The sequence below is a fragment of the Jannaschia sp. L-14R genome, assembly GCF_056857695.1.
This window is the reverse complement of the sequence record NZ_JBSXNP010000011.1, coordinates 716,619-739,476: the sequence shown is the minus strand read 5'-3', so window position 1 is coordinate 739,476 and position 22,858 is coordinate 716,619. Positions and strand designations below refer to the sequence as shown.

General features: G+C 62.1%; 23 protein-coding genes and 2 tRNA genes. 9 read left to right on the top strand and 16 right to left on the bottom strand.

Annotated elements, in window-relative coordinates; translation table 11 throughout:
* Nucleotides 1–49: 49 nt before the first annotated feature.
* A tRNA-Lys gene (locus tag AC13C2_RS16400) sits at nt 50–125 on the top strand.
* Nucleotides 126–127: 2 nt separating this feature from the next.
* On the opposite strand, the gene AC13C2_RS16395 is transcribed toward AC13C2_RS16400, so the two are convergent.
* The 4 genes from AC13C2_RS16395 to AC13C2_RS16380 form a co-directional block, all read right to left on the bottom strand.
* Nucleotides 128–772, bottom strand: a complete 645-nt coding sequence (locus tag AC13C2_RS16395) for a CDP-alcohol phosphatidyltransferase family protein (protein ID WP_092761085.1) — start codon at nt 770–772, stop codon at nt 128–130.
* 84 nt (nt 773–856) lie between these two features.
* Complete coding sequence (locus tag AC13C2_RS16390) at nt 857–1,792, bottom strand: phosphatidate cytidylyltransferase (protein WP_092759325.1); 936 nt, start codon at nt 1,790–1,792, stop codon at nt 857–859.
* A complete protein-coding gene (locus AC13C2_RS16385; protein WP_092759327.1) occupies nt 1,789–2,442 on the bottom strand; it encodes a lysophospholipid acyltransferase family protein in 654 nt (217 codons plus the stop codon). Before AC13C2_RS16385 ends, AC13C2_RS16390 begins: the two co-directional genes overlap by 4 nt.
* A 27-nt stretch (nt 2,443–2,469) precedes the next feature.
* Nucleotides 2,470–3,069, bottom strand: a complete 600-nt coding sequence (locus AC13C2_RS16380) for a lytic transglycosylase domain-containing protein (RefSeq protein WP_092759329.1) — start codon at nt 3,067–3,069, stop codon at nt 2,470–2,472.
* 120 nt (nt 3,070–3,189) lie between these two features.
* Here AC13C2_RS16380 and AC13C2_RS16375 point away from each other — a divergent pair, with 120 nt between their 5' ends.
* The gene (locus AC13C2_RS16375; protein WP_482887465.1) at nt 3,190–4,047 is read left to right on the top strand and encodes a lysophospholipid acyltransferase family protein; all 858 of its coding nucleotides are present in this window, start codon (nt 3,190–3,192) and stop codon (nt 4,045–4,047) included.
* Between the two features lie 20 nt (nt 4,048–4,067).
* On the top strand, nt 4,068–5,468 hold the full coding sequence (locus AC13C2_RS16370) for an L-serine ammonia-lyase (protein ID WP_482887464.1): 1,401 nt from the start codon (nt 4,068–4,070) through the stop codon (nt 5,466–5,468).
* A gap of 16 nt (nt 5,469–5,484) precedes the next feature.
* Here AC13C2_RS16370 and AC13C2_RS16365 read toward each other — a convergent pair whose 3' ends face one another.
* From AC13C2_RS16365 to AC13C2_RS16355, 3 genes are all read right to left on the bottom strand, one after another.
* Nucleotides 5,485–7,080 carry a glycosyltransferase family 2 protein gene (locus AC13C2_RS16365; protein ID WP_482887463.1) on the bottom strand — a complete coding sequence of 532 codons (1,596 nt, stop codon included), beginning with the start codon at nt 7,078–7,080 and terminating at the stop codon, nt 5,485–5,487.
* A gap of 11 nt (nt 7,081–7,091) precedes the next feature.
* The gene (locus AC13C2_RS16360) at nt 7,092–8,231 is read right to left on the bottom strand and encodes a GSCFA domain-containing protein (RefSeq protein WP_092759338.1); all 1,140 of its coding nucleotides are present in this window, start codon (nt 8,229–8,231) and stop codon (nt 7,092–7,094) included.
* A gap of 227 nt (nt 8,232–8,458) precedes the next feature.
* A complete protein-coding gene (locus tag AC13C2_RS16355) occupies nt 8,459–9,493 on the bottom strand; it encodes a LacI family DNA-binding transcriptional regulator (protein WP_092761087.1) in 1,035 nt (344 codons plus the stop codon).
* Between the two features lie 89 nt (nt 9,494–9,582).
* On the opposite strand from AC13C2_RS16355, the gene AC13C2_RS16350 reads away from it, so the two are divergent.
* From AC13C2_RS16350 to AC13C2_RS16340, 3 genes are all read left to right on the top strand, one after another.
* Nucleotides 9,583–9,659: transfer RNA gene (locus AC13C2_RS16350), tRNA-Arg, on the top strand.
* 442 nt (nt 9,660–10,101) lie between these two features.
* On the top strand, nt 10,102–11,397 hold the full coding sequence (locus AC13C2_RS16345; protein ID WP_424337511.1) for a sulfite oxidase: 1,296 nt from the start codon (nt 10,102–10,104) through the stop codon (nt 11,395–11,397).
* Between the two features lie 57 nt (nt 11,398–11,454).
* On the top strand, nt 11,455–11,778 hold the full coding sequence (locus tag AC13C2_RS16340) for an aldehyde dehydrogenase (protein ID WP_175495740.1): 324 nt from the start codon (nt 11,455–11,457) through the stop codon (nt 11,776–11,778).
* Between the two features lie 7 nt (nt 11,779–11,785).
* Here AC13C2_RS16340 and AC13C2_RS16335 read toward each other — a convergent pair whose 3' ends face one another.
* Entirely contained in the window at nt 11,786–12,502 is a 717-nt protein-coding gene (locus AC13C2_RS16335) for a hypothetical protein (RefSeq protein WP_482887462.1), read from the bottom strand.
* On the bottom strand, nt 12,499–12,984 hold the full coding sequence (locus tag AC13C2_RS16330) for an RNA polymerase sigma factor (RefSeq protein WP_245737474.1): 486 nt from the start codon (nt 12,982–12,984) through the stop codon (nt 12,499–12,501). The genes AC13C2_RS16335 and AC13C2_RS16330 overlap by 4 nt, the downstream gene beginning before the upstream one ends.
* Nucleotides 12,985–13,312: 328 nt before the next feature.
* Here AC13C2_RS16330 and AC13C2_RS16325 point away from each other — a divergent pair, with 328 nt between their 5' ends.
* The 3 genes from AC13C2_RS16325 to AC13C2_RS16315 all read left to right on the top strand — a co-directional run bounded on the left by AC13C2_RS16325 (nt 13,313) and on the right by AC13C2_RS16315 (nt 16,571).
* Nucleotides 13,313–13,579 carry a spike base protein, RCAP_Rcc01079 family gene (locus AC13C2_RS16325; RefSeq protein WP_482887461.1) on the top strand — a complete coding sequence of 89 codons (267 nt, stop codon included), beginning with the start codon at nt 13,313–13,315 and terminating at the stop codon, nt 13,577–13,579.
* A gap of 32 nt (nt 13,580–13,611) precedes the next feature.
* Nucleotides 13,612–14,946, top strand: coding sequence for a GDSL-type esterase/lipase family protein (locus AC13C2_RS16320; protein WP_482887460.1), 1,335 nt, complete (start codon nt 13,612–13,614; stop codon nt 14,944–14,946).
* Nucleotides 14,947–15,224: 278 nt separating this feature from the next.
* The gene (locus AC13C2_RS16315; protein ID WP_482887459.1) at nt 15,225–16,571 is read left to right on the top strand and encodes a polysaccharide biosynthesis/export family protein; all 1,347 of its coding nucleotides are present in this window, start codon (nt 15,225–15,227) and stop codon (nt 16,569–16,571) included.
* A 29-nt stretch (nt 16,572–16,600) separates the two neighbouring features.
* Here AC13C2_RS16315 and AC13C2_RS16310 read toward each other — a convergent pair whose 3' ends face one another.
* Genes AC13C2_RS16310 through AC13C2_RS16280 form a run of 7 tightly spaced genes read right to left on the bottom strand, consistent with a single transcriptional unit; the run spans nt 16,601 to nt 22,819 of the window.
* Complete coding sequence (locus AC13C2_RS16310) at nt 16,601–17,323, bottom strand: sugar transferase (protein ID WP_482887458.1); 723 nt, start codon at nt 17,321–17,323, stop codon at nt 16,601–16,603.
* The gene (locus AC13C2_RS16305; protein ID WP_482887457.1) at nt 17,320–18,315 is read right to left on the bottom strand and encodes a glycosyltransferase family 2 protein; all 996 of its coding nucleotides are present in this window, start codon (nt 18,313–18,315) and stop codon (nt 17,320–17,322) included. The genes AC13C2_RS16310 and AC13C2_RS16305 overlap by 4 nt, the downstream gene beginning before the upstream one ends.
* Entirely contained in the window at nt 18,312–19,706 is a 1,395-nt protein-coding gene (locus AC13C2_RS16300) for an oligosaccharide flippase family protein (RefSeq protein WP_482887456.1), read from the bottom strand. The genes AC13C2_RS16305 and AC13C2_RS16300 overlap by 4 nt, the downstream gene beginning before the upstream one ends.
* Entirely contained in the window at nt 19,703–20,818 is a 1,116-nt protein-coding gene (locus AC13C2_RS16295; RefSeq protein ID WP_482887455.1) for a DegT/DnrJ/EryC1/StrS family aminotransferase, read from the bottom strand. The genes AC13C2_RS16300 and AC13C2_RS16295 overlap by 4 nt, the downstream gene beginning before the upstream one ends.
* Complete coding sequence (locus AC13C2_RS16290) at nt 20,815–21,357, bottom strand: GNAT family N-acetyltransferase (RefSeq protein ID WP_482887454.1); 543 nt, start codon at nt 21,355–21,357, stop codon at nt 20,815–20,817. Before AC13C2_RS16290 ends, AC13C2_RS16295 begins: the two co-directional genes overlap by 4 nt.
* The gene (locus tag AC13C2_RS16285; protein ID WP_482887453.1) at nt 21,354–22,391 is read right to left on the bottom strand and encodes an acyltransferase family protein; all 1,038 of its coding nucleotides are present in this window, start codon (nt 22,389–22,391) and stop codon (nt 21,354–21,356) included. The genes AC13C2_RS16290 and AC13C2_RS16285 overlap by 4 nt, the downstream gene beginning before the upstream one ends.
* Nucleotides 22,388–22,819, bottom strand: a complete 432-nt coding sequence (locus AC13C2_RS16280; protein ID WP_482887452.1) for a sugar 3,4-ketoisomerase — start codon at nt 22,817–22,819, stop codon at nt 22,388–22,390. The genes AC13C2_RS16285 and AC13C2_RS16280 overlap by 4 nt, the downstream gene beginning before the upstream one ends.
* Between the last annotated feature and the right edge of the window lie 39 nt (nt 22,820–22,858).

Sequence of the window (22,858 nt, the reverse complement as noted above, 5' to 3'; positions counted from 1 at the left end):
GACCCCCCGCTTGACGGCATCAATCGGCGGCGATAGGTCCGCCCCCGGAGAGCCGATAGCTCAGTTGGTAGAGCAACTGACTTTTAATCAGTAGGTCCAGGGTTCGAGCCCCTGTCGGCTCACCATTTTATCCTGATTTCGCCAGACGTTCGTGAATGCGCATTCCGCGTCGCGCGACCGTGGCGACACAACACAACACGATGACCCAAAGCGCAAATGCCAGAACCGTTCCGGGCGCGATCCACGGTGACAGCACGATGCCGAGCGCCGCAGCCAGCGTGATCGCCGCCATGCGGTGCTGTTTGGCCATCGGACCACTGTAATCAGCGTCCTGCCCCAGCGATCCCCCGAAGGCGCGCAGATACGCCACAAGAATAGCCAGTGCGGTTGCGGCCCAACCCAGCGATGGCTCGCCCGCACCGAGGCCGACACCGACCAGGATCGCGATATCGGCCACGCGATCCGGCACCTCGTTCCAGAATGCACCGGTTGGGCCGCCGCGCCCGGCCTCGAGCGCCAGCATGCCGTCGAACAGGTTGCACAGAAGGCGAAGCTGAACGAACAGCCCCGCCACTAGCAGAACCGCGACCTGGCCCCATCCGTCCGTCCACGCCACGGCGGCGAACCACAGCCCTGCCAGAAGCGCGGCCATGACGCTGAACGCCGAAACCTGATTGGGTGTGATCGGCGTTTTCGCAAGCGCGCGTGTGATACCTTGTGCCCAGCCGGTGTTGCGGCTGGTCAGGGGGCGGCGGTTCTTCGTCTCGGTCATCTTTTCATTTTCATCGGCTGCGGCCCCGGTTGATGTACGGCAGTCCATGGTGGCAAAGGCCCATGCCATGTGCAGCGCTGTCGCTCACGTCCACCAATACCGTGTCAAATGAAAGAAGATCGGCGCGGAAAACACCACCGAATCGAGGCGGTCGATGAAGCCGCCGTGCCCTTCGATCGTGTGACCCCAATCCTTGACGCCCCGGTCGCGCTTGATGGCCGACATGACCAGTCCGCCGCAAAATCCCATGATCGCGATGGTGAAAGCCATCAGCCCGGCCTGCAACGGCGTGAACGGCGTGATCCAATAGAGCATCAGGCCGATCGCCGTCGCCGACAGGACGCCGCCGAAAAAGCCCTCGACTGTCTTGCCCGGTGACAGGCGGGGGGCGATCTTGCGGCGCCCCAGCAGCTTGCCCCAGACGTATTGCAACACGTCCGACATCTGCACGACTACGATCAGGAAGGCGATGAGCAACACGCCGCGCCCTTCGTAGCCGGGGATTTCCAGCGTCAGCAGGGCAGGCACATGGCTGACCGCGAAAACCGCGATCATCAGCCCCCATTGAATTTCCGCGACCCGGATCAGGAAGTTATCGGTCTCGCCCCGCAAAGCGCTGATGATCGGACCGAGAAGAAAGGCATAGACAGGAATATAGATCGAATAAATACCGTATTCCCCTGCCCAGACCAGCCAATACTGCAGAGGTATTACTACGAAGAAACTGATGGCCAGCGTCCAGTGATCGGCACGCCGCGCATTGGTCAACGTCACGAATTCGCGCAGGGCGGCGAAACTGCAGAGCGCAAACAGGATCACCACGCCGGTCCGGCCGGCAAGGAACGCGACCGCGATCAGGATGGCCATGACCCACCAGGCCCGGATACGCGCGACAAGGTTTTCGACACCTTCGTTCTGTCCCTCCGGGGACAGGCGACGTTGCAGCACATATCCGACGGCGCTGGCGACGATCAGCAGGCCGCCGACCCAAAGTAAAAGCGTAATCAGGTCGGGGATCATGACGCGTCCTCCGACAAGGCCAGCAAGGCATCGCGGCTGCGGGTCAGGAAGGCATCCTTCGATTCGTGGGGTTTCAGGCGAACCGGCGCGCCGAAACGGACGCGGCACAGCAGAGGGATCGGCACGACCTCCCCTTTGGGCATGACGCGATTCAGGTTCTCGATCCAGACCGGGACCAGATCAACCTCCGGTCGAGCCGTGGCCAGATGGAACAGCCCGGTTTTGAAGGGCAGCAATTTCTCTGCGGTCAGGTTGCGCGTGCCTTCGGGAAACAGGATCAGAGAGCTACCCCCATCAAGCGCCTCCGACATCTGTTCGACAGGTGCTTCGCGGGGGCCTGCGCCGATCCGGTCGATCAGCAGGGCGTTGAACACATGCTGCCCGACGAACCGTTTGATGGGCGTCGACAGCCAGTAATCGGCTCCTGCTACTGGCCTCACGCGATCACGCAGACGCGGTGGCAGTACCGCCCAGATCAGGACGAAATCGCCATTGCTGGCGTGATTAGCGTAATAGACGCGCGTCCCCGGCAAAGGTTCAACCCCCCGCCAATCGGCACGGACGGCGGTGACGAGGCGGGCAAAAACCTCGATCCCGCCAGCGACGGCGCTGGCGGAGATACGGGTCAGAATGGACGGTTTCGCCGGCATGACGCCGACCCTAGCGACCAGCTCCGGTCAGGAACAGGTCTCGGCCCCGACGAGTCCCGCAAAGCCTGTCGCCGTTCGGCATTCGGGCTCCGGGGCCTTGGCCAGAATGCGCCCCTGTGCATCAATCGGTGGCATTTCGGTCATGCCTGCGTCGTAGCGTTGCCAAAGTTCTCCGCGCAGCCCGGTCTCGCGCAACAGACCCCGGCGCTTGGCTTCGAAATAGTAGCCCTTTGCATACCACATCATCGCCTCGTATTCGCTGCCATCGCTGACCATCCATGCACCGCGCAGATAGCGGATCGAGTATTTCAGGCCGGTGTCCGCATCCAGAAGCTGCGATGGCTTGCCGACCATGCCCATGTTGCGCGCGGTCGCAGGCAGGATCTGCATCATACCGTAATACGGGCCGTTGCGGGCGCGGGCGCGATAGTCGCTTTCCCGCTGCACGACCTTGTGGATCAGGCTGGCGGGCATATCGTAATAATCCGCCCACTTCTCGATAAGAGACCGCACCGCGGGCGTTTCGCCGGGATAGAGCGCAGGTTGTGGTGCAACAGCGACTTCCGGTTCGGGCGTGGAAGCACAGGCGGCAAGGACAAACAGCAGCGGAATAAGCAGACGGAACATTGGCTAGCCTCGTGGTTTTCCGCGCAATACCCCATCGTTTTCCCGGATTGGAGTCCCGGAACGGACCATCGGCAAACCTCCGCGCTTGAAACACGGGCCGCCATGCGTCAACCCGGCACCATGAGAACGTTATCTTACTGGGCGCAGGGCGCGATGCTGCGGCTTCTGTTGCTGTTGGTCGCGCCACTGTCGCTGGATCGGCGGCGGAAGGTGCTGGGCTTCGTGACGGAATGGCTGGTCCGCCTGACGCCTCTGCATCGGCGTGCCGACCGCAACCTTGCATTGGTCTGGCCGGATCGTCCGGCGGAAGACCGGACTGCCATCGTACACGCCGCCGCGCGTAATGCCGGTCGCAGTCTGACCGGTATCTGGTTCAACGCGGATTTCGCCCGCGAGGTGGCAAACCTGCGTCCCGAAGGTTCGGGCCTCGACGTGCTGCGAACCGCACGGGCCGAGGGGCGCGGCGCGATCATCGTGTCCGGCCATTTCGGTCAATGGGAGGCCATCCGCCATGTTATGAAACGCGAGGGGCTGGAGGCCGGGGCGATTTATCGGCCCAACAACAACCCCTATTACGAGCCGATTTTCCGCGCCGGCATCGACCTTGGTGGACAACCGATCATTCCCAAGGGGCGCAACGGGTATCGGCAGATGATCAAGCATATCCGGTCCGGCGGCTTTATGGCGCTCCTGCCGGATCAGCATATCGGCGACGGCGCGCCCCTGCCGTTTCTGGATCATGACGCCAAGACGTCGCTGGCGGCGGCGGAACTGGCCTTGCGCTATGACCTGCCTCTTGTGCCGGCCTTCGCGCCCGAGGTGGACGGTCAGTTGCACGTCATCTTCGAAGATCCGATCCCCCATACCGATGCCGAGACGATGATGCAGATGTTCAATGACAGGCTGTCGTCGTGGGTGACACGCCATCCGTCGCAATGGCACTGGCTGCATCGGCGATGGAAGATTAAGCGAAGCTGATCCCCGAAAGGCGACCTGTCATGTTCCTGAGCATCTTCGATATCTTCAAACCCGGCATCGGCCCCTCCTCATCGCATACGATGGGACCGATGGTCGCCGCCGCGCGCTTTCTTTCGGCCCTGCGTGGTGGCGCCGAACCCGAGCCGGGGGCAGGACAACCGGCACATCTGACCGCGACACTGCATGGCTCGCTGGCCTGGACGGGCAAGGGTCACGCAACCGATCGCGCTGTCATGTTGGGTCTTCTGGGGTTCGAGCCTGCGACTGTCGACATGGACGCCGCCGAGACGGCACTGGCCGAATTGCGAAGCACTGGCGAAGTGATGCCCGCTGACCTGCCGGCGATGCGCTTCGATCCTGAAGCCGACGTCATCTTCGACTGGGGCCCGCCCCTGCCCGGCCATGCGAACGGCATCGTCCTGCGGGCCTTCGATGTCGCCGGAAACCTGCGGATGGAGGAGACGTATTATTCCGTCGGCGGCGGCTTCGTCGTGACTGAGCGTGAACTGTCCGATCCACCCGATCTGCATGCCGCCAAGGCCGAGGCCGGGTATCCCCATCCCTTCGGGTCGGCAGCCGAGATGCTGGCGATGGCGGCCAGGTCCGGGCTGACCATCGCGCAGATGAAATGGCAAAACGAATGCACGATTACACCGGAGCGGGATCTGGGCGCCAGGGTCGATGCCATATGGACTGCGATGAACGGCTGCATAGACCGGGGATTGCGGCAGGACGGCATCTTGCCCGGCGGGCTGTCGGTCAAGCGTCGGGCTAAGGCGATCCATGCGCAATTGCAGGACGAAGCGGGCAAGAACCTGGCCCATCCGCATGTCGTCAATGACTGGCTGTCGGTCTATGCCATGGCCGTCAACGAAGAAAATGCGGCGGGTGGCAAGGTCGTCACCTCGCCCACCAACGGCGCGGCGGGCGTCGTGCCCGCGACGATCCGATATTACCGCGATCACTGCGTCGGCGCGACCGACGACGGCATCCGGACCTTCCTGCTGACCGCTGCCGCGATCGGCGGTCTTATCAAACACAACGCTTCGATTTCCGGGGCGGAGGTCGGCTGTCAGGGTGAAGTCGGCTCGGCCTCGGCAATGGCGGCTGCGGGGCTGTGTGCAGCACTTGGAGGCACCAGCATGCAGATCGAGAATGCCGCAGAAATCGCGCTGGAACATCATCTGGGCATGACCTGCGATCCGGCGGGCGGCCTGGTGCAGGTGCCCTGCATCGAACGCAACGGTTTGGGTGCGATCAAGGCGGTTTCTGCGGCCTCGCTGTCGCTGCGCGGTGACGGCACGCATTTCATGCCGCTGGACAATTGCATCGAGGCGATGCGCCAGACCGGACGCGATATGTCCGAGAAATATAAGGAAACCAGTCAGGGTGGTTTGGCCGTGAACCTGCCCGAGTGCTGATGACACCCGGTCCGGTCTATGCGTCCGTGGCTTCGGCCCTGGGCTTTTTCGAGGCCGCCTCGCGCGCCTTCATTTCATCCCAGAGGGCGCGATAGCGCGGTTCTTCCACCAACTCCGCGAATTGATCCCGGTGCCACTGGACCCCTTTCTTGTGCAACTGTCGGATTTTACGGTCAGATCGAAGGTCGGCCAGCATCTGCGCGAAACCCGGCGCACCTGATATCAGCGATTTGTCGCGCCCGCCGATCAGATTCCACTTGTCCCAATATTCGAGACCAAGATCTTCGTTGATATGGTTCGCCCGGCCCCGGTTCTTCTTGAGAATATAGCTCTCCATTGATCGCAACGGATAATGATGCATGTAGGCCGCGTCCTGGCAGCCGTCCCATTTCATTGTCCAGGTCTTGCCCTTGTTCATCCGACCCGAGATGTCCTCGCCGGTAGGTGACTTCCAGACAATCCTATCCTGCCAGTCGTCTTTCACACGGGGGCGGTGCAAACCGAAATGATACATCGCCTCGGGCTTGCGAAACATGGTCTTCACATCGCGCATCTTGCGACCGCCGCGCTTTGGCACAGGCTCGCAGATGTGGAACTGGGCAGTCAGCGGCTTGTCCTTGAAGGCCTCCACTCCTCCATTGGCGAAGATCTTCCACGGGAAGCTGACCACATCCGTTTCAGGCCCTAACACGCGCATCAGACCCTGAATCGTGCCGTCCGTACATCGGATATTGATGAACTCGTCAACGTCCGCGATCAGTATCCAGCTGGCCTTGTGGCGCAGCACGTGATCGCGCGCCCATTTCAATGCCGACTTGTGCGGGCCGCGCTGCAGCACGGTATTGACCTGATGTGTCAGCACACCGCCGGCCGCGCCCGTCTCCTCCAATCGGTCTAGAATCGGATCAGTGGTGTCGTCGCAATCGTTGGTGAAGATCAGGAAATCGGTGAATCCGATGGCGCGGTGATGCGCGATCCATTCGAGAACGTAGGGTGACTCGTTCTTCATGGTCGAAATGATCAAAAACCGCTCGTCCGTCGGCCTGGCGCGCAGGACTACGGTTTCGGGCAAGGTCAGGGACCAGAACTGTCCGGCCTGCTGCACCTCCGCGTCATCCAGACGGGCGGCAATGTCGCCGACCGCTTCACGCACAGGGCGTCCCATTTCGGCGCCCCAATGCCAACCTCCCCCCGCGATCACACCGCCGGGTCGCACTATGCGAACGGCCTGCTCCAGATCGGCAAGGATCATATCATATTGCTTGTTTCCATCCAGCCAGATCCAGTCGAGCGTGGCATCCCGCATCGCGCACAGCGCCTCGACAGAGGTCTGCCGCAGGATTGTAGCGTCGGGGAAGGCGGTCGTGACGGCGGCGTATTGCGCATCCCGGTCCGCTTGCGGGGCAGTATAGGCGAAGGGGCGCGCGTCCTGTCCTTCGTCCTCTCTCCACGGGTCGATCAGCGTGAGCGTGCGGGGCGCAGCGATTTCGACCAGCGCACGCGCCGTCCGGCCCAGATGAGTTCCGACCTCTGCCCCGCGCGCGCCTTTGGGAAGACTTTCGATCGCGGTGAGGGCATTGTCGCGGACGGGGGTTTCATCAATCTCGGACACGTCGGATGCGTTCACGCAGACAGCAACGCTTCAAGACGGTCCAGCTGTGCGCGGACCGCCTCCTCCGCCTCGGGATGCCGGGCAACCTTGCGCTTGCCCATGATCCGTTTGAGTGCCCTGAGATTGTCATCGCGCACGACGGCCTCCAACCGGTCGGAAATCAATCCGGCGGACGAGAGCGCGGCAATCCAGTGTTTCAGCATTTCCTCATCGGTGGGTTGCTTGTCGCACCAGACCTGTTCGAACAGCATCATGATGAAGTCCAGAACCGCCTTGGGCAGATGCCGCCGGTCCTGTTTGAACGGCGAATGGAAGACGTCGGTGATGATCTCGTAGCTGGGCCAGTAGTGTAGATAGCCGTCGTCGCCCAATTCACGCATCAATTCGTCCAGGGCAACGCGCAGCACCGCCTTGCTGACCGAATTGGCGGAAATGCAGGATACCGGTCGGAACGTCGCGATCAGCGGCACCGGCGACAGCGTGGTGATTATCTTTGCGTCGGGACGGTGCTTGCGGATCAGATCATAGATCGCGCGGATATTGTCCTTGTTTTCCTCGACCGTCGTGACGCGGAACTTGTGGCGCGCGGGATCGTAGGCCTCCTGCGGGATGGACCGCCAGAAGACGCCGCCCGTCACCTCGTCATACCAGACTTCCGACAGGCCGAAGGTCAGGATGAACAGGTCGGTCTTGGAGAAGATGTCGAGGGTCTGTTTGCGGATCTCCTCGTCGTATCCATAGCTTTCGGCCTCGTAACCATGCCACAGCGCCTCCTCGAATTTCTTGCCCTCGAAGGCCCATTCGAACTGCTGACGGATGACGAAGCTGTTCACCATGCCTTCGCCGCATTTCACGACATAGGCGTTCGACCCTTCGTCGCGCGTCAGGATGTCGTAATTCCGCGATGCCAGCCAGTTCGAGATATTGGCCGCAAAACAAGATCCGAATGCAGTGATCTTGGTGTCCGGTTTGACGATCCGCTCCGATGGCTCCCACCCCTGGGTGACCCAGCTCAGGGCTGAGTCTGCCTCGGCCATCTTTTCGAAGTCGGGATTGAAGTTGGTATGTTCGCCCCGAAACCAGGTTCTGAACACACCCTCTCTCCGGGTGTGCTGGAAGTTGAATGTATTGGCTTCGATTTGCATGTTCATGGGTCAGACGTCCTTCGGCTTGCATGGTGCCCGCGTCATCGGTTGAGAGCGCGGATACCATCGGTCTCGGTCTTGCGGATCAAACGGGATGGCCGGGCCCGCCATATTCGATCGCGCATTGATATTGTCGCTCGTGCTCTCGCGAGGTCATGGCGGCGTCATCAGTCGCTTGCCATCGAAATGAGGCGAAAATAGGCACATATCCGAAGATTGTTTCTATTTTCAGGTCAATCGATCCGGACCGGACGCAGGGTATCGCCGGGAATGAAGGTCGGAACGAGTTCGATGCGCCGATCCTCGCTGTCGAAGACGTGAGTTCCCGCGACGATGCGGGCGGCGACCTGCCCGGCCTCGCGACGTCGGCTGTCGACTGTGGCCAGTTTGCGCGGCAACCCATCCAGCAAAGTGAAGGCATTGAACCCGGCCAGCCCCAGCGTGTCGCCAACATCAAGCCCCATTTCCAGCGCATACAACAACCCGCCCGCACCAGTCAGGTCGTTGGTGTAAAACAGGAAATCCAGATCTGGCGTGCGCTCGAGCATGGCTTTGGTCATCTCTCGCCCCTTGGCGAAGCCGGACCAGCCGGAATAGGCCATATGGTCCGCGACGGTCACACCCGCTTCGGCCAGCGCACGCTCCAGCCCTTCAAGCCGCTTGCGGGCACGATGATCACCGTCGACCTTGGTGCCCAGAACACCGACCCGACGATAACCCCGCGCGACGATTTCCGTGCCGACCTGATAACCCGCGCGCCAGTGACTGATGCCCACCGCAGCATCCACAGGATCGCCGTCGACATCCATCACCTCGACCACGGGAACGCCGCAATTTGCCAGCATTGCGCGACTGGCATCGGTATGTTCCAGACCAGCGATGATGACGCCCGACGGACGCCATGACAGCATTTCGAAAAGGGTCTTTTCCTCTTTCGCAGGGTCGTAATTGGTGGTTCCGATCACCGGTTGGAGCGGCGTGTCGCCCAATATCTCGTCCACACCGGCCATCATTTCGGGAAACACCAGATTCGACAGGCTGGGAACGATCACCGCAACCAGATTGACCCGGTTCGACGCCAGCGCACCGGCAATCTTGTTGGGCACGTAGCCCAATTTCTTGGCCGCTTCGATCACCTTTGCGCGTGTCTTGTCGCTGACGTCGCCGCGGTTTCGGAGAACCCGGCTGACAGTCATCTCGCTGACACCGGACGCTTCGGAGACGTCGCGCAATGTAAGATGTTGGTGTCGGGTGTTTTTGCGGGTCACATCGGTCTCCGGGTACCGGGTCGACGGACGATAGCCCGTGCCGGGGGCGGTGGACAAGACGCGGCAGGCAGCGCTATCACGCGGACTTGGGTCCCGTAGCTCAACTGGATAGAGCAATCCCCTCCTAAGGGATAGGTTGCAGGTTCGACTCCTGCCGGGATCACCAACTGTAATTTCTGGTTCCAACTCACATCAGTCAGGTGCGTTTTGCCAGATATGTACATCGCATCCGACGTTCAAAATAACTCGGCAAGGCGCTGAGTCCGTAATTTGGCTGATATCCAGGATAAGATGCATCGAAATTCATCCGAAGCGGTTCAGGCACTGACGGTTCGATGATTTACAGGACCATATGATCGCTTCTGCACTGCAGATCGTTTTCGCGCCTGCCTCTTCCGACCTGAGATGACATTACGAAGGTATGGGCAAGACTTGGGCCCGTTTGGATTTCCCAGTTTCCTCTGCGTGGAATGTGCCGGTGGGCCGGGGCGGTCCCGCAACAAGGATCAGTAAGATTTGTCCGGGGAATAAACCTCCGCCCTGAGACGTCTGTTACATGACGCTCGCAGTGGAGGCTTCGGGCGATAATCAGCCGTAGGGAGGACAATATGGCACCCAAGGACACTGACGCCCCGCATGTAGGTGGCTTCTTCGCCGACGATCCGGAGGCAGCGGACCGCGCCTTCTTCGGGCGCGTGACGCACGGGGATCGCAGGGGATTTCTGAGAAAGGCTGGACTCGCGACCATGGGTGCGATGGTGGGTGGGGTAATCCCGTTCCATCGCAATATGCCCGCAGGACTGATCCCTGCCGCCCTGGCTCAGGAGAACGTCCTGATGGGCAAGGACGGGTTGACGCTTCTTAACGATCGTCCCGTGAATGCCGAGACGCCGCCCCACCTGCTCGACGATGCAATCACGCCCACAGCGCGGCACTTCATCCGCAACAACGGCATCGTTCCGGATAACATGGACCCCGCCACCTGGACGCTGACGATAGACGGTTTCGTGGATACACCGATGGAACTGACGATCGCAGATCTGCGTGAGCGGTTCGAGGTTGTGACCATGGCCCTGACACTGGAATGCGGCGGAAACGGGCGAAGCGCCTTCGATCCGCCGGCGAGCGGCAATCAGTGGACATACGGCGCGGTCGGCTGTGCGGAATGGACGGGCGTGCGACTGCGCGACGTACTGGAGGCGGCGGGTGTACAGTCGAATGTCATCTATACCGCCCATTACGGAGCTGATTATCACCTGTCTGGAGACCCCGACAAGCAGCCGCTTTCGCGCGGGGTTCCGATCGCCAAGGCGATGACCGACAACGTTCTGATAGCGTTCGAGATGAACGGCGGCCCCCTGCATCCGATGAACGGTGCACCGCTGCGTCTGGTTGTGCCGGGATGGCCCGCATCGACTGCGCAGAAATGGCTGACGCGAATCCAGCTGAGAGACCAGGTCCATGACGGCGCGAAGATGACCGGCACGTCCTACCGTGTCCCGAACCGCCCCATTGCCCCGGGCGAGGAGGTTGCGACGGAGGACTTCGTCATCATCGAGCGGATGCCGGTGAAGTCGCTTGTGACGTTCCCGGCCAACGGTGCAGAGATCGGCATGGAGACGGAAGTGCGCGGCCATGCGTGGTCCGGCGATCGGAGCGTGGATGCCGTCGAGGTCTCCATCGACTTCGGCGCGACCTGGCAGCCGACGGATCTGGACCCGGCTGTCAATGAAGGTGCCTGGCAGAACTGGCGAGCCGATATTTCCTTCCCGCAGGCCGGTTATTACGAAGTCTGGGCCCGGGCCACGGACAATACCGGCGAGATGCAGCCGCATGCGATCGACTGGAATCCCAAGGGCTATCTCAACAACACGATGCACCGCGTCGGAATTCGGGTCAGCTGAGCATCTGCAGCGGGGCGGCAAATGCGTCGCCCCACTGATAAGAATCTGGAGACATTAATGAAAATCAATATATTGTGGCCGATCCTGTTCGCCATGACGTTCACCCCTGCGGTGGTCGGCGCGGGCGAAGACCCGGAATTCGGGGCGCTGTTCATAGCCCCCGGCGTGGAAGAAACCTTCTACACCTGTACCGCTTGTCATTCCGAACGGATCGTCGCGCAGCAGGGCCTTAGCCGGGATAAATGGGTTGATATGCTCGACTGGATGGTCGAGGAGCAGGGCATGCAGGAAATCGAGGAGCCGGACTACACTGTCATCGTCGACTACCTCTCGGAGCATTACGGCGTCGACCGGCCGAATTTTCCTGCTCCGATGAACTGAGCACAACTCACCCGATGCAGGGGCCGGCCGCCTGGGCAGCGCTCCGGACGGCGGCTACCACGGAAGGGGCCGACATGCGCAGGGCGATCTGTCGCAGATACGTCCCTATGGCCTCGAATTTCCCGGCGTCCATGCCCGTGGCGACAACAAGGTGGTACGTACCGTCGGACGTGGACCATGCGGTCGCCTGTATGCCGTCTTGCGTCGGCAAGGCGCCCGCCTTGCGCATCCGGAAATAAGACAGGCGACACCCGTTCTGACCGACGTAGTATGCGGCGGCACCATCGGGCAGGTCCCGGACGGCGACAGTGGTCAGGTTCGCCGATTCAAGGTCGGGCCAGTCAGCAGCGATGCTTACCGCAACGGGCACGACGGCGGCTGGCCGAGCCTCGGTCATCGTCGCAAAGCCCGCATGCACCTCAAGCGGTCTAGGGGTCTGCGTCGGCCATTCCATCAGCAATGCCAGGCCCACAAGCCCTGCCGCGATCGCAGCCGCCAGCCCGGTTCGGACCGGCCACCGCCGCTCCGGGCCGGGCACCATGGGACGGTTGGCACCGGGGTGCAGCATGGCGAGAGAGGAAGAGAGAGAACGAATCTCCTCCAACGTGGCGACCAGCGTCGGCTCATGCTTCAGTCGGCCTTCGAAGGCACGAGCGTCCCTCTCGGGAAGCTCCCGGTCATGATAGGCGCTCGCCAGCTCCCAATCGCTATCCTCGATGGTCATGTCTTCTGCGTCCTTGCTCTCGGCGTCTCCGCCGGGTCCTCGATCCTGGCCAGCAGCGCCCTGCGGGCCCGGCTGACCCTGCTCATGACGGTGCCATGCGGTACGTCAATAACCGTTGCCGCCTCCGCGTAACTCAAGCCCATCACATCGACGAGGAATACGATTTCCCGCATCGCCGGTGGGAGTCGTTCGAACGCCATTCGAACGAGCGTATCGCGTGCGACATCGACCCCGACGAGTCCATTCGATAGACGTTTCTCGGACGCAAAGTATTCCCTTCTGACTCGCCGTTTTCGCAATTCGTCATAATGAAGGTTCCTGATAACCCGGAACATCCATGGACGAAGCTGTGACATCTCGGCAGGGGCACTATTCGCCCTCAGGCTACGTTCGATGGCATCCTGAACAAGATCCTCCGCCTCCGCAGGATCGCCGCAAAGAGACCCGGCATATGCCTTCAATTCCGGCAGGAGGACATTCAAGGCATTAGTCACCTGAGACAGCTACCTCCCACTGGTTAAGGATTGAAAAGAAGATGCTCTAGGCGAACCCGAGCGTTGGACCGGCGTCAAGTCTCTCTGACCGACCCATTCCTGGGCTTTGCGACCGTCAGGCTGTCCATATCCGGTCCGGTGGCATTCAAATCGTGAGGCCTCCAACGGCTGGTCACCGAGACACGATCATCTGCTGGCATTAAGGTTTCGTTTACTGCTCCTTCAGAGTGTCCCGATCGTAGCGCGCCCCATTCGCCCTCGGTTGCGCGCCGCCGTCCGGTCTTTCGGGCGCGGGGGCAGCTGACGAGGCATCCTCATGTACGATCCTTTCAAGAACCGCATTCCGGAAGCGACGGGCCCCGCTTCGGACATTCTTCCGGTCCTGCCTGCGGACGAGACCGACCTGCCGCAGGTCGCTGCGGCGCTTTACATAGAAACGGGCGGTGCCCTGTCCATCGTGACCGCATCGAACGAGATTCGCACAATTATCGTCGGCGACCTGTCGGTCCTGCCGGTGCGAGCCCGCTGCGTCCGCGCAACCGGCACGACCGCCACCGGCATCCATGCACTGTTCATCGCATGAGGTTCGATTTCGCAATTACTTCCACATCGGACATGCTCCGGGGAAGAGTGCGGCGCGCAGGGCATTGGTCCCGCGCGCTGTTCACTGAGGGCGATACGGGTTTCACCTATGATCCGTCAGTCGTCACTTCACTGTTTCAGGATGCCGCCGGAACCCTTCCGGTCGTGGCAGATGGCGACCCTGTTGGTCGCATGGTCGACCAGAGCGGCAAGGGCCACGACGCGTTGCAGACGATTGCCGAACGGCGGCCGCTGTGGCGGACCGATGGCATCAGGGGCTGGCTGGAGTTCGACGGTACGGATGACGAGATGACCGTGCCGCAGACTGCCTTGTCGCAGACCGCCACGAGCTTCGTCGGTATCGTGGCCCTGACGGCGAATGGCTACTACCCGATGATCCTGGGGGATCAATCGCTGTCGAGTGGGCTAAGCGCAGGGTTCGGCAATGGTGGCGGGCGCAAACCGCGCTTTGGTATCTCCGGACACAACCCGGTCACCCTGATTGCCGCGGACGCGCTGACGCTCGGGCAGGTGACGTCCATGGCCTATGTCTGGGACGGGTCCAACCGCGTTCTCTTGCGGGATGGCAGGGAAGTCGGGCGCGACGTCCAGACCGCCACATGGGTAAAGGGCGATCAGCCGCTGCTATGCTATTCCGGGTCGAATGTCCTGAAGTCGTCGATCCTGTTTCACGGCGGTCTGGCCATCGATCGCGGTCTGTCCGGAGTTGAGCTGGCAAAAATCTCGGCCCGCTTAGGACAGGAATTACCCGCAGCGGGAACGGCATGGATCCTGGGCGACAGTTCCATCGCATCCTATGCGGGGCTTCCCCCGGTTCTCGGCCTTCTTGACGGCGATCGAGCCATGCAGGATCTGGCGGCACCAGGACAGACCATTGCGCAACAGATGGCAGCCTGGACCTCGGCGAATGTGACGCAGGCGCTTGACGGTTTCGTCCTGATCCAGCTTGGATTGAACGACCTCGACCCGTCCGAGACAGCGAATTCCGCCATTGGCCGGCTTCAGATGCTGGTCGATACCGTACGTGCAGATATCGGGTCCGCTCCCGTGCTGATTACCCAGATGACGCCTGCACGGCAGCGTCTTCTGGATATCTACGGGGCACAGGAACCGGCAGCTCAGGATAAGTGGCTGGCAATAAATGCCGCCATTGCGGGTCAGGGGACAACTCCCGTCACGGGAGTCGACGCCCGCATCACCACGCATGTCGCCGCGATGGACGACGGGACGGGCGCTTTGGCGGCGGATTTCGATACAGGCGATGGCATCCATCCGAACACGGCCGGTCGCCAGCTGATCGCGGATGCCTGGAGAGCGGGTTTGAATGGGTTGGATCTGTCGGTCTGACTGGAAATCACCGGGGCGGCCTGCATGGATCGTCCCGGTAAACCAACGGGGCCAAGCGGCCCGAGGTCAGTTCTCCAAATTAAACCAAATTTTAACTATTACGCGAGAACCATACGGCAGGTCCGAAATGCCCTTGGGCGGTGTGGGATACACTTATGAAATTGAAGATAAACCGTTTCGCAGGTCGTGCATATTCTTGTTGACCCTTGGATGCTGCTTGATCGGGCGCGCTGTATGGCTGCTGCACATCGGCTCGCGTCGCCGACCGGAATGACAACATGATCAGGACCCTGATCACCGGGCTGGCATGTCTTGCCCTGACGGGATGCGGCGCAGTCTACTCGTCGTCATCTGTGCCGCGCGATGCACCGGGTGTCCGCGTGCTGTCGCTGACGGCGGACTCGGTGTTGACCGCCAACACCACACCCTATGTCCCCCGTGCCCTGCCTGCGGTTTTCGAGGCCAATGCCGGGGCCGGATCAGGCCTGGGCGCGCCTGGTGCGGTGCCGCCCGCCGCATTGTCGCGCCCGGTGCGCCCCGGGCCGCTGACTTTGGACGCCCCGCCAGCGGTGCAATCCGGGCCCTATGCAATCGGCATCGGGGACGTCCTGTTGCTGGCCACCCGCTCCGACGGTTCAACCGCCGCAGAACTTTCGGGCCTGCTGGCCGCCGCAAACCGGCGTCAGGGCTATACGGTCCGCAGCGACGGTGCGATCGCCATTCCCGACATCGGGCGGGTTCCGGTTGCCGGACTGACCCTCGAGGGAGCCGAAGACGCATTGTTCCAGGCCCTTGTTGCCAACAACATCGACCCGACGTTCAGTCTTGAAGTGGCGGAGTTCAACTCCGGGCGCGTGTCAGTCGGTGGCGCGGTCGCCAACCCGACGGTCGTTCCGGTCGCTCTGACCGAATTGACATTGGATGCGGCTCTGGCTGGTGCCGGCGGCGTATCAACGGGCAACCTCGATTTCGCGCTGATCCGCATCTATCGAGATGGTCGGCTGTACCGCATTCCAATTGCGGATTACCTGTCCCGGCCAGCCCTCCAGAAAACGGTTCTGATCGCGGGCGACAGTGTCTTCGTCGGCGAGGAGTTTGATCTGGATCGGGCGCAGGCCTATTTCTCGGAGCAGATCCAGCGCGCCGGTCTACAAGCCGCTCAGCACAGTCAAGCGCTGGCCGAGTTGACCACCGAGGTCGGCCTGCGGCGCGCGGCACTGGATGAAACGCGGGGCAACTTCCAGGACCGGATCGCGCTGGATGCGGTCGAGCGCGATTATGTCTATCTGACCGGCGAAGTGCGGATGCCCAGCCGGTTTCCCCTGCCTTTCGGACGACAGGCCACACTGGCCGACGCCCTGTTCGAAAGCGGCGGGTTCGAGTCGAAAACCGCAAACCCCGGTCAAATTTACGTATTGCGCGCGGCTGCCGATTCCGCCGAGCCGGGAGCAGTGATCGCATGGCATCTCGATGCTCGGAATGCAGTGATGTTCACAGTCGCGACCCGGATGCAGATGCGGCCCGGTGATGTGATTTTCGTCGCAGAGCAGCCGATCACGCGGTGGAACAGGTCGATCAGTCAACTTGTGCCGCAGGTCATCGCAGCCGGGAACGCCGCAAACTGAGCCGACCGGGCGCGACCTCGTTTTCGCGATCAGCGACCACCGCCGCTTGCCACGACCCGAAGCGTCTTCAGCGCGATCCGGGTGTCCATCACATACCCGCGCCTGCGGACATAGGTCAGGTCTGCGGCGACTTTGGCGCGTGTCGCGTCGGCCCCCTCCGCATAACCGAGGTCGACCTGTGCCAGACCCGTTATACCAGGCTTGACCGCATGACGCTCGTGATAGCCCGGAATCGTTCGAAGATAGTGCAGCGCATGCGGCAGGTAGTCGGGTCGCGGTCCGATCAAACTCATCTCACCGCGCAGGACGTTGATGATCTGCGGCAGTTCGTCGATGCGGGTTCGACGGATGAACCGCCCGACTGTCGTAATCCGGTTGTTTTCCAGCGGGTCATGGGCGCGGCGATTTATACGGCGGGTCGATGTCATGCTGCGGAACTTGATAACCCGGATCGGCTTGCAATCCTTTCCCATCCGCTTCTGATGAAAGATCAGAGGCCCGGCGTTCGAGGATCGGTTTACAATGGCAAGTCCGACCGCGCAAAGCCCCAGTATCGGAAGCAGGGCCAGGGAAACGACAAGGTCAAAAGCGCGTTTGGCACCTGGAAAATGCGCTTCCGGTTTTATGGATACGGCGACTTTCACAGGGCGCGCAAAAAGAACGCCTCGTTGACCGTAGATCGCATCAATGAACGCGCTGGACGGGCCGCAGAATTCGGACGTCATCGCCAGGCCGCCTTCGAAATCATTCATGTCGACGTCTTGCACCTTCTTTGAGATCGCGCGGGCCGGGCCAGCCGACGCAGCCGATGAAGGACATGCCCGATAGTCCCTCTGCCCACTATAGCGACACCGATACCGGTCATGGCCCCAAGCATTGCCGCGATCCACAGGCTCCATGGATAGGTTCTCCGCCGCTCCCGGTCGCGCCCGATTAACCGCCGTAACGATGTCAGATCCCCTTGCCGACCGAACCCCCGCGCAAGCCGTCGCTCGCGCAGGTCGGTGGCGCGGAGCCAGAGTTCCGGAAACTCGGCCCTGAGATTCTTGTCGAGAATCCGAAACCCGTCTTCGAACCGCTGCGTGATCACATGCCCAAGCCCACCGGCGCTGTCTCGCTTGATGATCAGCGGAGTGTCCAGAAAGCGGAAAGGCGCGATCCGCGACGCACGCAAGTAGAAATCCAGGTCCTCGTAGGTCAACGACTCATCGAATGGGCCGACCGCATCGAAGAGACTGCGACTGGCGAAAAACGATGGGGCGTTGATCCAGCCGCGCCCCAGGGCAATATCCTCCATGACCCAGCCATCGAGCGGTTTTCCGAAGGGTGGGCGATGCCGAATACGGACGCCATCCCTGCGCAACCGGATGGCCGCGCTTTGCATGCAGACCATATCGGTCGCCTCGGTCACAACGGCAGCCATGTTGCGGGATACGAAAGTCGGCAGATACATGTCGTCGGAGGCGATCATGCCGATCCAATCGCCGTCGGCAGCCGCGATACAGCGGTTCAGACTGGCACAAACGCCCTTGTTCGAGACATTTTCCAGCAGGATCATCGGCACCGGAGAGCGATCTGCCATATCGTGAAGGATCGCCAGCGTGCCGTCGGGGGAAGCATCGTCGCAAGCCACGATTTCAAGGTTAGGATAATCCTGAGCCCAGAGACTCTCGATGCAATCGGCCACGTGATCGGCGTGATTGTAAGCGGGCACGACGATCGTGACCCGAGGCGGGTCGATCATGCGGGATGCCTCCGAAAAAACGCGGCGGGTTGCAGGGCCAAAATACCCAGGGCCGCCTGTATTATGGCCAGCAGCCAGGTCAGCGCAGGCACATTGAGAGAGAGCGTCGCCAGCAACAGGGCAGTCGCTGTCAGGATCAACGGGACCGGACCTGGCGACATCGCGTGTGCAGCTCCCCAGATCAGCCCCGCCGCCAGGTAGGCCCCATAGGCGAGCGCAAATCCGACGCCGACGGCGGTCAGACCCAATATCGGCATCAGGATCAGCGATAGCCCGAGGCACAGCATCGCGAAGCCAAGTTCGGCCAAGAAGAACATGCCCCCCGCCCCCCGCGCCAGCATGGCGAAGCCCATGGCCCAGGCAGGCAGTCGCAGGATCGTGCCAAGCACCATCCAGCCCAGAAGCGGTGCCGCCGGTAGAAACGCTTCGGAATAGAATAGGGTCAGTACCAGATCCGCCTGCCCCGCCAATACGACCAGGACCGGCGCGCCCAACGCCAGTATGAGGCGGATTTGCGTGTCGATCAGCGCCCGTGCCTCGGCAGGGCGCGACACCAGGGCCGTCAAACGGGGATAGAAATCGGCGGATAACGCGGCCAGGACAAATCCGGCCTGCGTTACCGCCAACGCCCATGCCGCAGTGAACAGACCGACCGCATCCAGCCCCAATCTGGAGGCGATCTGCGCCCGCAGGACTAGCAGGACCATGGCTGAAAAAGCTGTTCCGGCTACTGTCGCCATGCCCAGTCGCACCAGCCGGGGCCAGAGCGCCGGACCGGGCCGGGCACCTGTCGCCGCAGGCCGCGCCGGAACCACCCAGACCAGGCAGGCCAGCACGGCAGGCGGCACAAGAACCAGTGCAGGCAAGGCAGCCGCGCCCCATTTCGCGATCGCGGCCAATGCCAGGACGGTGCCAGCGGCGGCGGCGGTCACCTGGACGCGGGCAAGGGTGTGTATGCGCCGTTGTCCCTGCAAAAGGGCGGTGCCGGCCCCGGCCAGAAGCGCGACAGGTATGCCCAGACCCACAAACGCGACTTCGGCCCCGCGTGTCGGATCGTCCAGAAGCCAGCCTGCCAGCGGCACTCGAAAGACGAAGACCACCACGGCGGCGATGCCGCCCTGAACGATAGCCGCGCGCGGCAAGAGCAGCGTCGCGCGCGTCAGACGGTGCGGGCGTGCGGCAATCATGCGGACCGTCGCAGGGCCAAGGCCAAGCCCAGCTATCTGCGATCCGAAGGCCTGTAACGCCAGCATCAGGCCAAGCACGCCCAGCCCGGCCGGTCCCAGCCACAGCGATACCAGTTTGAATCGTACCAGTCCCATCAGCAGGATCGCGACCTGCGCCGATCCGGTAACGGCGAAAGCGGCCAACAGAGGGCGCAGGGAGGTCATAGCGCAGCCCGCAAAACATCTGCTACGCGCCTGGCATCCTCTTCGGGCAGATGCGGTCCCATCGGCAGGCTGAGAACCGTTTCCGAAATGCGATCCGCCTGTGTCAGAGCCTGTCTGTTGATACCAATCCCCCGGTGCGCGCCCTGGCGATAACAGGGAATCGGATAATGTATCCCGGTGCCTATTCCAGCGTCTGCCAATCGTGCCGCCAGTCGGTCCCGATGCGCATGACGCACGACATAGAGGTGCCAGGACGGGTCGGTACCGGGTAGCGTCACAGGCAGGACCAGCCCGGTTCCGGCCAACTCCTCGGCATAGATCCCGGCAATGCGGGCCCGCCGCGCGACCCAGGTCGTCAGATGCCGCAGCTTGACGGCCAGAACCGCCGCCTGAAGCGGATCGAGGCGAGAGTTTATACCAAGCTCTACCGCGTCGTACTTTGCCGTCGCACCATAATTGGTCAGGCGGCGAATACGATCGGCGATCTTCGGGTCGTCGGTCGTGACCGCGCCCCCGTCGCCCAACGCGCCCAGCGTCTTGGCGGGATAGAAGCTCCAGGCGACGGCATCGCCATGCGCCCCAATGGGGCGGTCACGAAACCGGGTGCCATGCGCCTGCGCCGCATCTTCGACCACCTTCAGACCGGTGTCGCGCGCAAGGGCCAGAAGCCGATCCATCGGGGCAGGCTGACCATAGAGATGAACGGGCAAGATCACGCGGGTCGTGGCGTCGATGGCGGCGGCGGCGGCCTTCGGGTCCATCACCATTGTGACCGGATCGACGGCGACCGGCTGCACCCGTGCACCCAGGGCCGCGATGGCGTGCCAGGTGGCGACAAAAGTATGCGCTGGGACGATGACGCCATCGCCGGGTCCCACGCCGCAGGCGCGCAGCGCAAGTGTCACGGCATCCAGTCCGTTACCGCAGCCGACCGCATGCTTCGCACCGCAATACGCGGCCCAATCCGTCTCGAACATGGCGACTTCGGGACCGCCGATATACTGCCCCGACCGGGCGACACGCAAAAGCGCCGCCTCGATCCGGGGGGCCAGTTCGCGGCTTGCGGCGGCAAGATCGAGAAACGGTATGCTGCGCTTCAGGGTCGCGGTCACACGGCAATCCTCTCCTGCGCGGCGAGCAGACCGGGAGCTGCACGGTTCCAGTCCGATGCGGTCAGGCGATACAGGATATCGGTTTCGGTCGCACCGATCCGGGTCGCGCCGAACCTGTCGTGGAAGGCCAGCGCCGCAGTGTTCGCGCGGCGCACGTCAAAGGTGGCCTTCGGCAGGCCCAACAGGTCGAACCCGATACGATAGACCATCAAGGCCGAGGCGAGGGCTGCGCGCCGCGGCTTCATTGCCGGATGCAAAAGCCAGCTGCCCCAGGTGAAGCCTGCGTCGCAAAGATTCGACAACCGCAAGAGACCGCAATCGCCGGTCGGGCCTGCAATAACGTAGTAACCACGAATTTCGGCCTTTTTCAGCCACCGGACCTGTCCCTCTATGCCGCCCGTGACCGGATGCAGGTGGCGCGCCAATACCGGATCGCTGCGCAGACCGTGGACGAAGGCTGCATCGCCGGGCGTGATGCTGCGCAAGGACACGACCGGCCCCGAAAGCGTCATGGGAAGTCTCGCATAAAGGGTGTTCACGCTGGTCGCCCCCTCGGCAGAGGGCGCGTGCGCAGCAACCAAAGTCGGGCCGGACGTTCGACCAGGTAATGGGCCGCTGTGGCGATGATCAGCGTCAGCACAATCGTGACCAGCCAGTACGACGGCGCGGACAGATCGACGAGGCGCGGCAGACCGAGGATCACATGAAACTGGAACAGGTAGAACGCGTAGGAGATGCGGCCGAACCAGACCACGGGACGCGCCGAAAGCAGGCCGTTTGGGGTATGTGTCAGATGCAGGACCGCCATCCCGACGACCGGGATCAGCAGCGGTGCCCACATCGTCGGCAACCCCTGCCCTTCGACACCGATCATCAACGTCGCGAACGCAAGAACGCCGAGTATCGGCAACCACCCGGGCACCTGCACGCCGCGCAGGGCCAGGTGGCCGAAGGCGACACCGGCCATAAACTCCGGCAAACGAAAGATCGGGGTGGCATACTGAAAGGCGAACCCCGGCCCGTTCGGAAAGATATAATAGGTTCCGGCAATCATCCCCGAGAGGATCATCGTCGTCAGTATGACCCATATCAGCGTCTGTTCCGGCAGCGGGTGCAGCACATGCCGCACCGCCGGAAATGCGGTATATAATGCGGCTTCGACCGACAGGGACCAACTGCTGGCGTGGTTCCAGATATTGAAAAGATTTGGAAACCATGCCTGAAGCATAAGCCCCGAAATCAGCACCGTGGTCGCGATCGCAAGTGGACTTTGGTCCGACGACAGAAGCCACGGCAGCGCCATCACGGCGGCCAGTGCATAGAGCGGATAAATCCGGGCCATCCGGGCCCGCGCAAACCTGCGCAAATCCGGACCGTCACGACAGGCAAGCGTCAGTACGAACCCCGACAGTACGAAGAATACCGTCATACCGGCCGCGCCCGCCTGAAAAATTGCCGCCAGCGGTCCGTCGACAATCGGTGCCCGGATATGCAGGTGAAAGCCGAAGACCCAGACAGCAGCCACTGCGCGCAATCCCGTCAGGGCCAATATCTCGCCCTCTGGGGGTGTCATGCGTTTGTCGGACTGAAGGTGACATGACGCACGGCGACACGGAAGGCAGCGTGATCGCGAATGTAGTCGGCTTCTTCATAGGCTGCGGATGCCATGACCAGGCAAACAGTCTCCGGTGCGAAATCCGTAAGATCGCGCCATGTCATCGGACCGACGAGCAAGGCCCGCGCCGGATTATCGAGACGATAAGACCGCGCGCCTCGCGCCGTCTCGAGTGTCAGGGTCAGAGCACCCGCAAGAGGGACGAATACCTGCCAGAGAGTGCGGTGCGCATGCCCCCCGCGCGGCGCGCCCGAAAAGCCGTGCAGCCAGTAGAGCCGCTTGATCTCGAATGGCAGGGCCAGACCCTCGGCGACAGTAAGCTGCCCACGGGAATCACCATGACGGGCAAGATCTATCCAGGGAGAAAGGGGCGGTGTGTCGAACATTCGACAAGATTTAGGTAATGACGGTTAAGGGATCGTTAA

Coding starts and splice junctions, on each gene's coding strand:
- AC13C2_RS16320 (WP_482887460.1), top strand. CDS start 13,612: ATGCTCCGGGGAAGAGTGCGGCGCGCAGGGCATTGGTCCCGCGCGCTG.
- AC13C2_RS16370 (WP_482887464.1), top strand. CDS start 4,068: ATGTTCCTGAGCATCTTCGATATCTTCAAACCCGGCATCGGCCCCTCC.
- AC13C2_RS16385 (WP_092759327.1), bottom strand. CDS start 2,442: ATGCCGGCGAAACCGTCCATTCTGACCCGTATCTCCGCCAGCGCCGTC.
- AC13C2_RS16280 (WP_482887452.1), bottom strand. CDS start 22,819: ATGTTCGACACACCGCCCCTTTCTCCCTGGATAGATCTTGCCCGTCAT.
- AC13C2_RS16325 (WP_482887461.1), top strand. CDS start 13,313: ATGTACGATCCTTTCAAGAACCGCATTCCGGAAGCGACGGGCCCCGCT.
- AC13C2_RS16345 (WP_424337511.1), top strand. CDS start 10,102: ATGGCACCCAAGGACACTGACGCCCCGCATGTAGGTGGCTTCTTCGCC.
- AC13C2_RS16285 (WP_482887453.1), bottom strand. CDS start 22,391: ATGACACCCCCAGAGGGCGAGATATTGGCCCTGACGGGATTGCGCGCA.
- AC13C2_RS16390 (WP_092759325.1), bottom strand. CDS start 1,792: ATGATCCCCGACCTGATTACGCTTTTACTTTGGGTCGGCGGCCTGCTG.
- AC13C2_RS16375 (WP_482887465.1), top strand. CDS start 3,190: ATGAGAACGTTATCTTACTGGGCGCAGGGCGCGATGCTGCGGCTTCTG.
- AC13C2_RS16315 (WP_482887459.1), top strand. CDS start 15,225: ATGATCAGGACCCTGATCACCGGGCTGGCATGTCTTGCCCTGACGGGA.
- AC13C2_RS16340 (WP_175495740.1), top strand. CDS start 11,455: ATGAAAATCAATATATTGTGGCCGATCCTGTTCGCCATGACGTTCACC.
- AC13C2_RS16300 (WP_482887456.1), bottom strand. CDS start 19,706: ATGACCTCCCTGCGCCCTCTGTTGGCCGCTTTCGCCGTTACCGGATCG.
- AC13C2_RS16310 (WP_482887458.1), bottom strand. CDS start 17,323: ATGAATGATTTCGAAGGCGGCCTGGCGATGACGTCCGAATTCTGCGGC.
- AC13C2_RS16360 (WP_092759338.1), bottom strand. CDS start 8,231: ATGAACATGCAAATCGAAGCCAATACATTCAACTTCCAGCACACCCGG.
- AC13C2_RS16335 (WP_482887462.1), bottom strand. CDS start 12,502: ATGACCATCGAGGATAGCGATTGGGAGCTGGCGAGCGCCTATCATGAC.
- AC13C2_RS16380 (WP_092759329.1), bottom strand. CDS start 3,069: ATGTTCCGTCTGCTTATTCCGCTGCTGTTTGTCCTTGCCGCCTGTGCT.
- AC13C2_RS16395 (WP_092761085.1), bottom strand. CDS start 772: ATGACCGAGACGAAGAACCGCCGCCCCCTGACCAGCCGCAACACCGGC.
- AC13C2_RS16305 (WP_482887457.1), bottom strand. CDS start 18,315: ATGATCGACCCGCCTCGGGTCACGATCGTCGTGCCCGCTTACAATCAC.